Annotated in this window: 12 protein-coding genes; 8 read left to right on the forward strand and 4 right to left on the reverse strand. The window is 72.0% G+C overall.

Translation table 11 applies throughout. The features are described 5' to 3' along the window. The first annotated feature begins 1 nt into the window (after position 1). From ACIA8R_RS40290 to ACIA8R_RS40315, 6 genes are all read left to right on the forward strand, one after another. Positions 2-991: a hypothetical protein gene (locus ACIA8R_RS40290; protein ID WP_397042781.1), complete on the forward strand. Its 990-nt coding sequence runs from the start codon at positions 2-4 to the stop codon at positions 989-991. 130 nt (positions 992-1,121) lie between these two features. Further along, positions 1,122-1,391 (forward strand): 30S ribosomal protein S20, encoded by a 270-nt coding sequence (rpsT, locus tag ACIA8R_RS40295; protein ID WP_352352450.1) that lies wholly within the window; start codon positions 1,122-1,124, stop codon positions 1,389-1,391. A 206-nt stretch (positions 1,392-1,597) separates the two neighbouring features. Beyond that, on the forward strand, positions 1,598-4,657 hold the full coding sequence (locus ACIA8R_RS40300; RefSeq protein ID WP_397042783.1) for an ABC transporter permease: 3,060 nt from the start codon (positions 1,598-1,600) through the stop codon (positions 4,655-4,657). Further along, positions 4,654-7,245, forward strand: a complete 2,592-nt coding sequence (locus tag ACIA8R_RS40305; protein ID WP_397042785.1) for an FtsX-like permease family protein — start codon at positions 4,654-4,656, stop codon at positions 7,243-7,245. Before ACIA8R_RS40300 ends, ACIA8R_RS40305 begins: the two co-directional genes overlap by 4 nt. Further along, on the forward strand, positions 7,242-8,171 hold the full coding sequence (locus ACIA8R_RS40310; RefSeq protein WP_357694135.1) for an ABC transporter ATP-binding protein: 930 nt from the start codon (positions 7,242-7,244) through the stop codon (positions 8,169-8,171). Before ACIA8R_RS40305 ends, ACIA8R_RS40310 begins: the two co-directional genes overlap by 4 nt. Beyond that, positions 8,161-8,853: an ABC transporter ATP-binding protein gene (locus tag ACIA8R_RS40315; RefSeq protein ID WP_357694137.1), complete on the forward strand. Its 693-nt coding sequence runs from the start codon at positions 8,161-8,163 to the stop codon at positions 8,851-8,853. Before ACIA8R_RS40310 ends, ACIA8R_RS40315 begins: the two co-directional genes overlap by 11 nt. A 25-nt stretch (positions 8,854-8,878) precedes the next feature. On the opposite strand, the gene ACIA8R_RS40320 is transcribed toward ACIA8R_RS40315, so the two are convergent. Continuing rightward, positions 8,879-10,141, reverse strand: a complete 1,263-nt coding sequence (locus ACIA8R_RS40320; protein ID WP_397042787.1) for an MFS transporter — start codon at positions 10,139-10,141, stop codon at positions 8,879-8,881. A 68-nt stretch (positions 10,142-10,209) separates the two neighbouring features. On the opposite strand from ACIA8R_RS40320, the gene ACIA8R_RS40325 reads away from it, so the two are divergent. Beyond that, positions 10,210-10,707, forward strand: a complete 498-nt coding sequence (locus tag ACIA8R_RS40325; protein WP_364086757.1) for a MarR family transcriptional regulator — start codon at positions 10,210-10,212, stop codon at positions 10,705-10,707. A gap of 33 nt (positions 10,708-10,740) precedes the next feature. Continuing rightward, positions 10,741-11,895: an epoxide hydrolase family protein gene (locus ACIA8R_RS40330; protein WP_397042789.1), complete on the forward strand. Its 1,155-nt coding sequence runs from the start codon at positions 10,741-10,743 to the stop codon at positions 11,893-11,895. 39 nt (positions 11,896-11,934) lie between these two features. Here the strand turns inward: ACIA8R_RS40330 and holA are convergent, their stop codons facing one another. The 3 genes from holA to ACIA8R_RS40345 all read right to left on the reverse strand — a co-directional run bounded on the left by holA (position 11,935) and on the right by ACIA8R_RS40345 (position 14,295). Continuing rightward, a complete protein-coding gene (holA, locus tag ACIA8R_RS40335) occupies positions 11,935-12,906 on the reverse strand; it encodes a DNA polymerase III subunit delta (protein ID WP_364086753.1) in 972 nt (323 codons plus the stop codon). A gap of 81 nt (positions 12,907-12,987) precedes the next feature. Then, the gene (locus ACIA8R_RS40340) at positions 12,988-13,251 is read right to left on the reverse strand and encodes a hypothetical protein (protein WP_397042791.1); all 264 of its coding nucleotides are present in this window, start codon (positions 13,249-13,251) and stop codon (positions 12,988-12,990) included. A 123-nt stretch (positions 13,252-13,374) separates the two neighbouring features. After that, a complete protein-coding gene (locus ACIA8R_RS40345; RefSeq protein WP_397042793.1) occupies positions 13,375-14,295 on the reverse strand; it encodes an LLM class flavin-dependent oxidoreductase in 921 nt (306 codons plus the stop codon). Between the last annotated feature and the right edge of the window lie 27 nt (positions 14,296-14,322).

Raw genomic sequence — 14,322 nt, forward strand, 5'->3', positions numbered from 1 at the left:
GGTGATTACCCGGACCGTCATCCGCCGTGGCCTGCGCCTGGTCGCGCTGGCCTCGGCCGTCGTGGTGGCGCTGGCCGGCCTCCTCGCCGGCGCGCTCCTCCTTCAGTTTACCGGTGCCCCGGCGGCCTGGGCGAAGAGCACCGGCAACGACGCACTCTGGCTCGGCCACGCCTGGGTCGACGGTCGCCGCACGGAGCGGGACGTGGAGCAATTGGCCGTACGCCTGCGCACCACCGGCATCAAGGACGTGTATGTACATTCCGGCCCGTTCGAATGGGACGGCCGCCTCGACCCCGCCAAGCACCCCAAGTCCGCGGATTTCGTGACCTGGATGCACCGGCACCTGCCGGGCGTGCGTGTCTCCGCCTGGCTGGGCCAGAGCGTCAAGAACGGCCTCGACCTCGACGACGCCGCGTCCCGCGCGAACGTCCTGGCCGGCGTGGCCGACATCATGAAGGCGGGCTACGACGGCATCCACTACAACTTCGAGCCCATCGGCGACGGCGACGCCGAGTTCCTCGACCTGCTGGAGCGGACGAGGGCCTACACGAGGCTGCTGTCCACCTCCACCCCGCAGATCGAGCCCTATCCCCTCATGCGCCCGGCGGGCAGGCTCGTCCTGGGCCACGACAAATACTGGTCGCAGGGCTACTTCCAGGAGGTCGTGAACCGGGTGGACCAGGTCGCGATCATGACGTACGACTCGGGCGCCCCCACGCAGTCCCTCTACGGCGGCCATGTGGCCAGGCAGGCCGCGCTCGCCCTGCACCTCGTCCCCGACGACAAGTCCCTGGTCATCGGCGCCCCCGCCTACCACGACCACGGCCTGCCCTGGCTGGACGCCGCCGAGAGCGTGGCGACGGCCGCCGAGGGCGCGAGTCTGGCCCTGTCCGAGCACGGCCGCCGCGAACGCTTCGGCCTGGCCCTGTACGTCGACTTCGCCGCCACCGAAGAGGACTGGAAGGAGTACATGACCCGCTGGCTGGCCTAAACTGAGAACACCCGGGGCGTTGATTTGAGCAGCCACCTGGGTTATTGGTACCCTGTTCACTTGCGTGTGGCGCGCCCTCTCTCGAGCCCGCGCGCCCCATCCATCCTTAGACTTTCACCGAGGCTTCTTCGTGGCGAACATCAAGTCCCAGATCAAGCGCAACAAGCAGAACGAGAAGGCCCGTCTGCGCAACAAGGCGGTCAAGTCCTCTCTGAAGACGGCCGTCCGCAAGTTCCGCGAGGCCGCCGAGCAGGGCGACGTCGAGCAGGCCGCGGCGCTGCAGCGCGTCGCCGCCCGCCAGCTCGACAAGGCCGTCAGCAAGGGCGTCATCCACAAGAACCAGGCCGCCAACCGCAAGTCGGCGATCGCCAAGCAGGCCGCCTCCCTGGCTGCCAAGTAGGCACCGCCGCCGGGCCACAGTCCGGCGGAGCACTGACGCCGCACTCCTCATGGGGTGCGGCGTTCTTGTTTTTGTGCGCTTTTTGTCACAGTTTCGATATCACATGGGCATCGCCGCCCGATATCGGCTGGGCATCCCTTACCAAGATCCCTTGCCTCCCGTCCGCCCTCTCCGTGAGGGTTCACTAAACGGACGAAGGGGGACACATGCGGGGGCCGTTGGTCGTCAAACGGGCGTTCAGCGAGCCGTTGCTCCTCCTGGCCGCCTTCGGCTCGATCCTGCTCGCCACCACCACGCTGGTCGCGCTCACCATGTACGCCTCCTCCATCGCCGACGCCGGCGTGCGCAGGACCATGGAGACCGCCTCCCTGCGCCAGACCTCCGCGACGATCAGCGCCCCCGTCACCGGCAAGACGTTCCCGGTCTACGACCAGGCGGTACGCGCCGAGCTGGCCAAGGCGTACACCAAGGCGCCCACGCTCACCACGAGCTTCCACTCCGACTCCTACGCCATGCCCGGCCAGGAGAAGCAGGACCGTCCCGAGCTGCTCAGGTTCGGCAGCTACGACGGCCTCGACCAGCACGCCAAGCTCGTCTCCGGCGCCTGGCCCAAGGCCGCCGACGGCCGGGTGGAGGCGGCGATCTCGCTGTCGGCGGCCTCGGCGGCCGGGTTCAAGGTCGGCCAGGAGCTGACCACCGTGGGCCGCCTGTCGCCGGAGCCCGTCCAGGTGCGCATCACCGGCGTCTTCCAGCTCGACGACCCCTTCGGCGAGCGCTGGACCGGGGAGCAGCTGCTCAGCAGGGGCGTCGAACGCGGCGACTTCACCACGTACGGGCCGCTGATGGTCTCGCGCGAGACGTTCATCGCCCGCTTCGCCACCAACGTGAACGCCACCTGGACCGCCGAGCCCGACCTGCGCTCGCTGACGCCGGCCCAGCTCCGTCCGCTGGCGGCGGCGGTCGGCGAGGTGGGCGCGCACCTGAAGGCCGGCGCCTGCCCGAGCTGCGTGACCACCAGCCACCTGCCCGAGATGCTCACCCAGCTCGACACCGCCTCGCTGGTGGCCCGTTCGACCATGCTGATCCCGGTGCTGCAGTTGCTGCTGCTGGCGGCGTACGCGCTGATGCTCACCGCGCGGCTGCTGGCCGACCACCGGCGCATGGAGGTGGCGCTGCTGCGCTCGCGCGGCGCGGGCACGATGCGGCTGGCCGCGCTGGCCGGCGGCGAAGCGCTGCTGGTGGCGGTCCCGTGCGCGATCGTCGCGCCGTTGCTCGGGCCACCGCTGCTCGGGCTGGTGAACCAGCTTCCCTGGATCAAGGCGTCGGGGGTTCGGCTGGACCCCTCGGTCGGCCTGGGCACGTTCCTGGTGTCGATCGCGGTCGCCCTGGCCTCGGCGGTGCTGCTGGTGCTGCCCGCGCTGGCGGGCGCGCGGCGCACGTACGTGGAGGAGCAGTCGGCGCGCGGGCGCGGCGGCGGGCGCGGCCTGATCGAGCGCGCGGGCGCCGACGTCGCGCTGCTGGCCGTGGCCGGCCTGGCGATCTGGCAGCTCCAGCACTACGGCGCGCCGGTCACCACCACTGCGGGCGGCGGGCTCGGCATCGACCCGCTGATCATCTCCGGGCCCGCGCTGGCCCTGCTCACCGGCGGCATGCTCGGCCTGCGGCTGGTGCCGCGCATCTCCAAGGTGGCCGAGCGGATCACCTCCAGGCGCCCGTCCCTGGCCCCCGCGCTCGGCGCGTGGCAGGTCAGCAGGCGGCCGCTCAAGTACGCCGGCCCCGCGCTGCTGCTCACCATGGCCATCGCCATCGGCATCGTGTCCATGGCCACCGCCGCCACCTGGCGCGCCTCCCAGCTCGACCAGGCCCGCCACCAGGCCGGGGCCGACCTGCGCCTGTCCGGCCCGCCGGACGCGCCCGAGCTGGGCCCGCTCGGACGCGGCACGGTCTTCACGGCGCTGCCCGGCGTGACCGCCGCCTCGCCCGTCTTCCGCGGCCAGACCGAGGTCAGCAGCGAGAACGCCATCCTGATCGGCATCGACGCCGCCAAACTCGGCACACTGTTCCAGCTCCGCCCCGACCTGGCCGACCGGCCCATCGCCGAGATGTCCAAGGCGCTGGCCGGGCCGCAGGCGGGCAGGCTGGACCTGCCGGGACAACCGTCCAAGCTCACCCTGCGCGCCACGACGGACGCGGACCTGCCGGTTCGGCTGGTGCTGTCCGACGCGCTGGGGGTGTGGCGGGACGTGTCGCTCGGCGTGCTGAAGGCCGGCGAGAACACCCTGGACGTGGACCTGGCGGCGCTGGCGGGGCGGAGCGGGAAGATCACGTACCCGCTGTCGCTGCGCGGGCTCGTCGCGAGCGCGCCGCCCTCCGGCAGCGGGAGCCTGACCGTGACCGGGATCAGCGCGGACGGGCAGCCGGTGGCGGCCCCCGCCGTGTCGTTGAAGGCGACCGGACGGCAGCCGGCCACGGCCGCCTTCGGGTCGCCGCCGGTCCAGGGGCCGCTGCCCGTGGTGCTCACCGCCGACCTGGCGACCTCGCTCAAGCTGGGCGTCGGCCAGGTGGGACGGGCCAGCATCGACCGCAGGGTCATGGACGTCAAGGTCGTGGCCGTCGTGGAGACGATGCCGACGACCACTGCCGGGCAACACGCCGTACTGGCCGACTGGGGGACGATGCAGGCGCAGGATCTGGCGGCGGGGCAACTGCCCAGGCCCGCCACCGAGTGGTGGCTCGCCACCCCGGACGGCCGGGCGGCGGCCGCGCTCACCGGCCGCCCCGCCTGGGACGTCACCGCGATCGACCAGCGCACCCTGGCCGCCAAGATGCAGGACGACCCGCTGGCCAGCGGCCTCCAGGGGGCGCTGATGCTGGGCTTCCTCGCGGCGCTGGTGTTCGCGGCGCTCGGCTTCCTGGTCAACGCGGCGGTCGCGGCCCGCGAGCGGATGAACGAGTTCGCGATCCTGCGGGCGCTCGGCGTGAGCTCCCGGCAGGTGTTCGGGATGCTGGCGATGGAGCAGACGTTCGTGATCGGGCTGTCGCTGGCGGCCGGGACCGGGCTCGCCGTCGTCGTGGGCATGCTCGTGGTTCCGCACATCGTGCTGACCGGGCAGGCGTCGGCGGTCACCCCCGGCGTGGTGCTCGACATCCCCTGGGGCGCCACGGCCGCCATGCTCGCCGGGGTGACCGCGGTGCTGCTCGCCATCGTCGCCGGGCTGGCGCGCAACCTGCGCAGGCAGGGTCTCGGCCTTCGGGAGGAACAGTGAGGATCCCGCTGCTGGCCCGGACGCACCTGGGCGCGGTGGCCGTGCTCTTCGTGCTGACGCTGAGCGCCTGCCTGCTCGTCGCGGGGCTGCCCAGGGCGATGCAGTTGTCGTTCGACCAGGCGCTGCGCGACGCGCTCAGGACCGCCACCGCCGAGCAGACCGACCTGACCGTGGCCGTCGCGTCGATGTCGAAGGAGGAGGACCTGCACGAACGCGACCAGTTCGAGTCGAGGGACCGGCGCTGGCGCCAGCTCGTGCCCCCGGCTCTGCGGCCGCTGGTCGTCCCCTCCGGCACGGGCGACAGCCACATGAGCGCCAAGACCGCGCTGACCCCGATCCAGGGCTCGGGCGGCACCATGTTCATGAACCTCGGCTGGCTGTCCGACGCCGACCGGCGGGTCGACTGGGCCCAGGGACGCGCGCCGGGCAAGCCCTCCACCATGAGCTTCCAGGGCGAGACGATCCCGCTGATCGAGGTGGGCCTGGTCGAGTCCGCGCTGCCCGCGATGGACCTGCGGCTCGGCCAGGTCAAGGTGCTCGGCGAGAGCCACTACGTGGCGGTGAAGCTGGTCGGCGCGTTCAAGGCCAAGAAGCCGGACGACCGTTACTGGAGCCACAACAGCGACATCCTGTCGGTGACCAGGATCCTGCCGCCGGGCAAGATGGAGTTCGAGAAGCACATCACGACGATCATGTCCGACGACGGGCTGACCGCGCTCAGCGGCGACGGGCGCAACCTGGCCTACTACTGGGTGCTGCCCGTCGACCCGGACAAGGCCGACGCGCTGGCCACGAGCGACCTCCAGGTGGCCGTCAGCGAGTTCGAGCGGGTGATCGGGTTGCAGGCGTCGGGCTCGTACAGCCCGTACCGGGTGCTGACCGCGCTGCCCAAGCTGCTGACGGACTTCGTGGCGGCCCAGTCCACCGCGCAGACCGTGATGTACCTGGTGCTCGGCGGCCTGCTGCTGGTGGCGGTCGGCGTGATCGTGCTGGCGGTGCAGCTCCTGGCCGGCCGGCTCGACCACACGCTGGCGCTGACCCGGGCCCGTGGCGGGTCGCTGCGGCAGGTGGCGGGCACCGGCGCGGCGCTGACCGCGCTCGCCGTCGTGCCCGCCGGGCTCGCCGGCTACGCGCTGTCCTGGCTCGTCCCCGGGCCCGTGCTGCCGATCGTGCACGTCGGGCCGCTGCTGGTGATGGCGGCCGCCGTCGGGTTCACCGCCGCCTCGCTGGCCTCCACCCACCGGGTGCCGCTGCACGAGCAGCGTGAGGACGTCAGCACCGCCCGTCCCTCCGCCCGCCGGCTCACGCTGGAGGTGCTGGTGGTGGTGCTCGCGCTGGCCGGGGCCTACCTGCTGCGCACCCGCGGGCTGACCGCCTCGGCCGGGTTCGACCCGTTCCTGCTGGTGGTGCCGATCGCGCTGACGCTCGCCGCGGCCGTGATCATCCTGCGCTGCTACCCATATCCGCTGCGGCTGCTCGTACGGCTGGCCGCGCGGCGGCCGGGGGCCGTGCCGTTCCTGGGGCTGACCAGGGCGGCCAGGGCGCGGTCGGCGTCGGTGCTGCCGGTGCTGATCCTGCTGCCCGCGCTGGGCGTGTCGGTGTTCGCCGCGGTGATCTCCGACGGGCTGGTGAGCACGCAGCGGCTGGCGTCCTGGCAGCAGGTGGGCGCGCCGGTCAAGGTCACCTCCCGGGTCGAGATCCCGGCCGACGTGATCGAGCGGGTGCGCAGGACCCCGGGCGTCGAGCAGGTCGTGCTCGCCCAGACCGGACGAGTCCAGGTCGGGTACGGCGCCGAGCGCGCCGAGGCCATCGCCGTGAACCTGCCCGAGTGGCGGCGGGTGCTGGCCGGGGCGCCGATCGGCGTGCCCGCCGGGAGCGGCGCCTTCGTCTCGCCCGACCTGAAGGGGCGGGGCACCTACGAGATCGGCTGGCAGTCGCGGCTCAAGGTGACCGAGGGTGGCGTGATCACCTCCGTGCCCGGCTTCTACAACCAGGGCAAGTTCCTGATCCTGCCGATGGACTCGCTCGTGCGGCCCGCCGTGAACACCCTGCTCATCCGCGGCAACCCTGCGCTCGACGAGCTGCGCCGGATGGTCCCGCTCGGCACCGTGGAGTCCCAGCCGCTGGCCCTGGCCGCCATCCAGGACGACCCGCTGACCAGCACCGTGCGCACCACGCTGGTCGTGGTCACGGTCGCGCTGGCGGCGTACGCGCTGGTCGCCGTCATCCTCTCGCTGGTGATCGGGGCGGCCGACCGGGCCAGGGCGCTGTCGTTCCTGCGTACGCTGGGGTTGTCGGACCGGCAGGCGCAGCGGCTCACCGTCCTGGAGATCATGCCGATGATCCTGCTGACCGCGCTGGCCGGCCTCCTGCTCGGCCTCGGGCTGCCCGCGGCGCTCGGGCCGGGCGTCGACCTGTCCTCCTACGCCGGCGACCTGCCCGTCGGCGACTACTCCCTAGACCTGATCACGCCGACCGCGCTGTCGGCCGGGCTGGCCGTCGTGGCCGTGTTCGGCGCGTACGCGCACACCGCCATCAGCCGCCGTCGCAGCCTCGGCGCCGTCCTTCGAGTGGGGGACCTCACATGAACCCGACCCTGTCAGAGCTGGAAGCCAAGGCCACGCGGGAGAAGACCGCCTTCGGGGCCGACGCGCACATCGTCTGCGACAACCTCGTCCGCATCTACAAGACCGAGGGCGTCGAGGTCGTCGCCCTGCAGGGCCTCGACCTGGTGATCGACAAGGGCGAGCTGGTGGCCATCGTCGGCGCGTCGGGGTCGGGCAAGTCCACGCTGCTCAACGTGCTGTCGGGCCTCGACGTGCCGACCGCCGGGGTGGCCAGGGTCGCCGGCACCGACCTGCTGGCCATGACGGCCAAGGACCGGCTGCGCTACCGGCGTTCCGTGGTGGGCTTCATCTGGCAGCAGACCGCGCGGAACCTGCTGCCGTACCTGACCGCCAGGGAGAACGTCGAGCTGCCCATGAAGCTGGCCGGCGGCGACCGGGCGCGCCGCGCCCGCGCCGGCGAGCTGCTGGAGCTCCTGGGCGTCGGCTACTGCGCCGACCGCCGCACGCCCGAGATGTCGGGCGGTGAGCAGCAGCGGGTCGCCATCGCCGTCGCCCTGGCGAACGAGCCGCAGCTCATCCTGGCCGACGAGCCCACCGGCGAGTTGGACAGCGAGACGTCCGGGCAGGTCTTCGACTCCCTCAGGAAGGCGAACAGGGAGCTCGGCGTGACCGTGGTCATCGTGACCCACGACCCGCTGGTGTCGGAGCAGGTGGACCGCACCGTGGGCATCCGCGACGGGCGTACCAGCAGCGAGACGCTGCGGCGCGAGGGCGCCGAGGGGCAGATCGTCGCCGAGGAGTACGCCGTGCTGGACCGCGTGGGCCGCCTGCAGCTCCCGCGCGACTTCATGAACGCCCTGGACATGGAGCGCCGGGTGCGACTCGAACTCGAATCCGACCACATCGGCGTCTGGCCCGCCCGAGAGGAGCCCTCCCATGAGCAATGAGCCCCTGGTCGTGGTGGAGGGGGTCCGCAAGGTCTACCGGAGCGGGCCCAAGGAGGTCGTCGCGCTGCGCGAGGTGTCCTTCGAGGTGTTCCCCGGGGAGCTGGTGGCGGTCCGCGGACGTTCGGGGTCGGGCAAGACCACGCTGCTCAACCAGATCGGCGGCCTGGACCGTCCCGACTCCGGCCGGGTGGTCGTGGACGGGCGCGAGGTGACGTCCCTGTCCGAGGACGCCCTGCTGGCGCTGCGCCGGGACGTGGTGGGCTTCGTGTTCCAGTCGTTCGGGCTGATCCCCGTGTTGTCGGCGGCCGAGAACGTGGGGGTGCCGATGCGGCTGGCCCGCGTGCCGTCCGCCGAGCGCGAGGAGCGGGTGCGGCTGCTGCTGGCGCTGGTGGGGCTGGAGGCGCACGTGAACCAGCGGCCGTACGAGCTGTCGGGCGGCCAGCGGCAGCGGGTGGCGATCGCCCGGTCCCTGGCCAACCGGCCCCGGCTGCTGGTGGCCGACGAGCCCACCGGGCAGCTCGACTCGCAGACGGGGCGGCAGATCATGGAGCTGTTGCGGGCGCTCGTACGGAGTGAAGGGGTCACGGCGCTGGTCGCCACGCACGACCCGAGTCTGATCACGCTGGCGGACCGGGTGCTGGAGATCAGCGACGGCGTCGTCCGCGAACCGGCCCTCACCTGACCCCCGCCCGCCCAGGCCCCCTCGCTCAGGCACTCCGCCGGACGGGCACCTGACCCCGGTCCCCGGCGGCCCGAGGGGGCGCGGCCTCGGGCGAGCGCACCACCGCGACGAGGTTGGCGACGGCGACCAGCACCCCACCGGTGACCATCAGCGCCGCCATCCCGGTCACCCCCGCCAGCGGCGCCGCGACGGCCAGCCCGACCGGCCGCGCCGCGAACGAGATGAGCTGGTCGAACGACCGCACCCGCCCCAGCGCCCGCTCCGGGATCTCCTCGGCCACCACCGTCTCCCACAACGGACTGAGCACCCCGAGCCCCACCATGGCCACGAAGTAGGCCACCGCGACCACCACCACCGACAGCCCGAACCCCACGGCCACCGGCAGCGCCACCATGGGCAGCAGATAGACCGCGGCCCCCGCCTGAACGACGACCAGCGGCCTGCGCACCCGCAGCCGCGGCGCGACCAGCACCCCCGCCACCAGCCCGACCGTGCCGCTCTGCACGATGATCATCCAACCGGCCTCGCCTCCCAGCCGCTGCACGGCCGCCAGCGGCCCGAGAGTGAGGAACAGACCGGCCATGAAGTGCCACACGCCATGTCCCAGCACACAGGTCAGGAACCACGGCCGCTTCCTGACCTCCCCGAACCCTTCGACCAACTCCCGCGCGAACCCGGCCCCCCGGCCCTGACGCTCCCCGGCGCCCCGGCCTATGACTGCTGTACGGATTCCCCCGAGGGTCACCGCCGAGCACGCGAACACCATCGCCGTGAGCCCCGCCGCCCACCCGGGCCCGACGGCCAGCGTGAGCGTCCCCGCGAGCGCCGGCCCCAGCACCGCCGACACGCTGGTCACCACCCCGATCCGCGCGTTCACCCGCAGCCTGTCCGCCCCCGGCACCACCGCCACCACCAGCCGCGGAACCGCGGGGCTCCCGAACGCGATCGCCGCCCCCGAGACGGCCGACAACACGGCGAGATCGGGCACCCGGTTCACCCCGGCGAGCAGCTCGACCGCCATGGCCCCCTGCGCCAGGCACCGCGTGAGGTCGGCGACCAGGACGACCCGTTCGGGCCTGATCCGGTCGGCCAGCACGCCCCCGACGGGCAGCAGCAACAACAACGGGACCATCTCGCAGGCCAGCACCAACCCCAGCGCCTCCCCCGACCCGGTGGCGCGCAGCACGGCCAGGGTCAGCGTGGTGGGGATCATGGCCGTGGCGAGCGCCGACATACAGCGCCCGGCCGGCAGCCGGTTCCTGGACGCGACAAGCGACGAGAACGACATGACCGAAAATGTAGTTCGCCAGCGAATGATTCGTCAACAAATTACTTGTTGGCGTATCATCCTGTCCTGTGGAGGACTCCGTCGATCGTCATCTGGCCCGCTGGCGCGGCAAGGCCCCCTTCGACGAGCGGGCGGAGGGGATCGTGACCCGCATGCAGTCGCTGGTGAAACACCTGGGCCACGCCAAGGCCGCCGCGCTGACCCAGACCGGGGTGCAGGACTTCGAGTTCCAGACGCTCCACAGGCTCGCGGCCCACAACGGCACCGCCACCCCCACCGAGCTGGCCGCCGAACTGCTGCTCTCCCCCGCCGGCATGACCGGCCGCCTCGACACGCTGGAGAAGGCAGGTCTGGTACGCCGCGTCCGCAGCACCGAGGACCGCCGGCGCGTGGACGTCGAACTCACCCCCAAGGGCCACGACCTCTGGATGGACGCCATGGCCGTCCTGGCCGTGCTGGAAACCGCCATGGTGAACGCCCTGTCCCCCGGCGACCAGGACACCCTGGACAACCTGCTCAAACAGCTGCTGCTCTACGTGGAGAGCAACCCTCAACAATTGCATTGAGACCGACAGGCGTCCAGTGATAACCATGCTGAGATGACATTCCCGACATCGCAGACGACGCGCTTCCACATTGACGTTCCCGACGACGTACTCGCCGACCTGCGCACCCGTCTCCGCAACGCCCGATTCACCGGATCGCTCGACCATCGCCCCTGGGAGGGCGGGACGGACCCGGCCTACCTGCGGGAGCTGGTGGCGTACTGGGCCGACGGGTTCGACTTCCGCGCCCAGGAGACCCGACTCAACGAGCTGGACCACTACAAGGCTCCCGTGCAGGGAGAGGACCTCCACTTCCTGCGCGTCCCCGGCGCCGGCCCCGACCCGATGCCCATCCTGCTCTGCCACGGCTGGCCGAGCAGCTTCCTGGAGATGCTGCCCCTGGCCACCCGCCTGGCCGACCCCGCCCGGTACGGCGGCGACCCCGGCGACTCCTTCGACGTCGTGATCCCGTCGATGCCGGGCTTTCTCTACTCCGACCTGCCGGCCGAACCCCTCACCCGAGCCGCGATGGCCGGCACGCTGCACCTGCTCATGACCGAGGTGCTGGGCCACGAACGCTACGGGGCCTTCGGCGGCGACATCGGCGGCGCGGCCGTCGGCTGGCTGGGCGCCCTGTATCCGGACCAGGTGCTCGGAATCCACCTGATCCACCCGCCCGTCCCCGCCTCCCTCGACACCCCGCCACTGACCCCCGAGGAACAGGCGTTCCTGGACGCCGAGGCGGCCTACGACGAGCGCGACGGCGGCTACAGCGAGATCATGCTCACGCGCCCCGACACCATCGCCGCCGCCCTGGTCGACTCACCGACCGGCCTGGCCGCGTGGATCGTGGACAAGCTCCGGGCCTGGAGCGACTGCCAGGGCGACCTGGAGTCCCGGTTCGACCGCGACACCCTGCTCACCATGCTGACCCTCTACTGGGCCACCAGCTCGATCGGCACCTCGTTCAAGTCGTACTACGACTGGCACCTCAACCCGCCCCGGCCGCCCATCACCGTCCCGTCGGCCGTCACGCTCAGCCACGAGCCCTCGGTGGCCCGGTTTCCCCGCAGCCTCGCCGAACGTGCCCTGACCGACCTCCGCCACTGGAACACCCCGGCCCGAGGCGGCCACTTCATGCCCCTGGAAGAACCGGCCCAGCTCACGACCGACCTCACCACGTTCTTCCGCCCCCTGCGCACCGCCTGAGGCCGACCTGGGGGGCACCGCCCGTCACGTGCGGGTTCGCTACCGGCCTGTACGGCTGGCGACGACCACCTGCACGGCATGCTCCAGGGCGTACGCCGCGTCCGCCCCGCCACCCTTGACCTGCTCGTCCGCGGTGGCCACCGCCTGGATCGCCCGGGACAGCCCCTCCGGCCCCCAGCCGTTCAGCTGGCGCTTGACCCGGTCGACCTTCCAGGGCGGCATGCCCAGGTGGGCGGCGAGCTGCCCGCCACGCAGGTTGCGCGGCGCGCTGCCCACCTTGGCCAGCGACCTCAGCCCACCGGCCAGCGCGCTCACCAGCAACACAGGCGCGACCCCGGTGCCCAGGGCCCAGCGCAACTGCTCCAGGGCCTCGGCCAGACGCCCCTCGATCGCCGAGTCGGCCACGTTGAAGCCCGTGACCTCGGCCCGCCCCTTGTGATAGCGCGCCACGGCCGCCGCGCTGATCGTCTTGTCCTCGGTGTCGAAGGCGAGCTGGTTGCACGCCGCCGCCAGCTCCCGCAGATCGTTGCCCACCGCGTCGAGCAGCGCCTGGGCCGCATCGCCCGAGATGTTCCGCCCGGCCCGCTTGATCTCCGCCTTGACGAACTCCAGCCGCTCCCCGGCCTTGGTGACCTTGTTGATCGTCACCACCTTGGCCCCGGCCTTCTTCACGCCGTCGACCAGCGCCTTCCCCTTCACCCCACCCGGGTGCGCCAGCACGAGGACCGTGTCGTCGGACGGCTGCTTCGCGTACGACACCACCTCGGTGATGACGTCCTTCGGCAGATCCTGGGCCGAGCGGATCACCACCACCGAACGGTCGCCGAAGAGCGAGGGCGAGGTCAGCTGGGTCAGCTCGCCGGTGCCCATCTTCCCTCCGACGAGATCGTGCACCTCGGCCCCGGGATCGCCGGACCGCGCCGCCGCGACGACAGCACCCACCGCCCGCTCGGCAAGCAGCTCCTCGTCGCCGAGGACCAGGGTGACAAGTGCTGGATCGGTTCCCGCCATGTCAGGCAGCATGCCATGCGGCACCGGCAACCCGGTACTCGACGCCGTACCCCGCCGAAGGGCCCGCCGTCCTCGCCCGACTCACCGGTCCGTCGGCCCGGCGGACGGCCGGCCGGCGGCGTCGATCGCGCGCCGGTAGCGGTCCGTGAGGTTGCGCAGCGCGTCAACCAGTTCCGGCGAGTCCACGATCGTGAAGTCCGCGTCCAGCAGCCCGAGATGGAGGGCGAGCATCTCCGGATGGTCCGAGCCCGGCTCGAACGCGCACCGGTCCTCGCCCAGGGACTCCACCTCCATGGGGATCGGCAGCCGGTCCCGCACGTACGCCGCGGGCGCGTGCACGATCACCCGGGCCCGGTCCGCCTGCTACGAGCGGCGACGGCCGGTCCGGAGGCCACCCGCAGCACGCCGACGGTGGCGAGCCTGCCGATCAGAGCACCGTTCGAGCTCAGGGCCTCGCAGCCCGTCTCGCTACTTCGCGATCGCCTCGCGGACGGACGGCACGATCTCCTGTGCCCAGCGGGCCAGCGTGGTGAGGTCGGAGGCGCCGTGGCCGGAGGAGAAGAGCATGAAGCCCGAGGCGTCGTGCTCCAGCACCGCTTCGGTCAGCTCCTCCACCCACTGCCCGACGGAGCCGCCGATCCAGCGCCCGTCGTGGTCGCGGGTGGCGGGCAGCGGGCGGTCGGTGATGCGGCCCGGGAAGTTGTAGATCGTACGGATCTCGCGCGGGTCGCGGCCCACTGCGGCCGCCGCCTCGTCGATGATCGGCCGTGAGGCGCGGTAGCGCTCGCTGCGCCAGTCGGCCGCGTGACCGGGGATCCAGCCGTCGGCCACCCTGCCCGTGGCGGCCAGCGACTTCGGCCCGTTCGACCCGGTCCACACCTGAGGCGCGACCACGGGGGCGGGCTCGATCCGGCGCACCCGGTAGTGACGTCCCTCGTGGGTGACCGGCGCGCCGCCGCCCGACAGCTTCCGGATCAGGACGATCGCCTCCTCGAAGGCGTCCACGGCTTCGCCGGGGGTCTGCCGGGGCACGCCCATGTCGGCGATGCGGTCCCACAGCCCGCCCGCGCCCATGCCGAGCACGACGCGGCCGTTCGACAGCGCCGACAACGACGTCACCGTCCTGGCCAGCATGGGGGCGGGCCTGGTCGGCAGGTTGGTGACGTTGGCCAGGCCGGCGATGTGCCGCGTGCCGCCCAGGAGGAAGCCGATCGTGGCGTAGGCGTCCAGCCGCTCGCCGAGATAGGGATGGTCGGACAGCGAGAAGAGATCAAGCCCGTCCCGGTCGGCCTGCTGAACCATGCGCGACAGCTCGGGCAGGTCCTCGAAACCGGAATGCGCCCCAAAACCAAACACCACTTCAGATATGGACACAATATCGCCCTTCATTCAGTTCGCGATACGAACTATACTCGT

The sequence above is a fragment of the Nonomuraea sp. NPDC051191 genome (assembly GCF_044455665.1).
In the GTDB taxonomy this organism is placed as follows: Bacteria; Actinomycetota; Actinomycetes; order Streptosporangiales; family Streptosporangiaceae; genus Nonomuraea.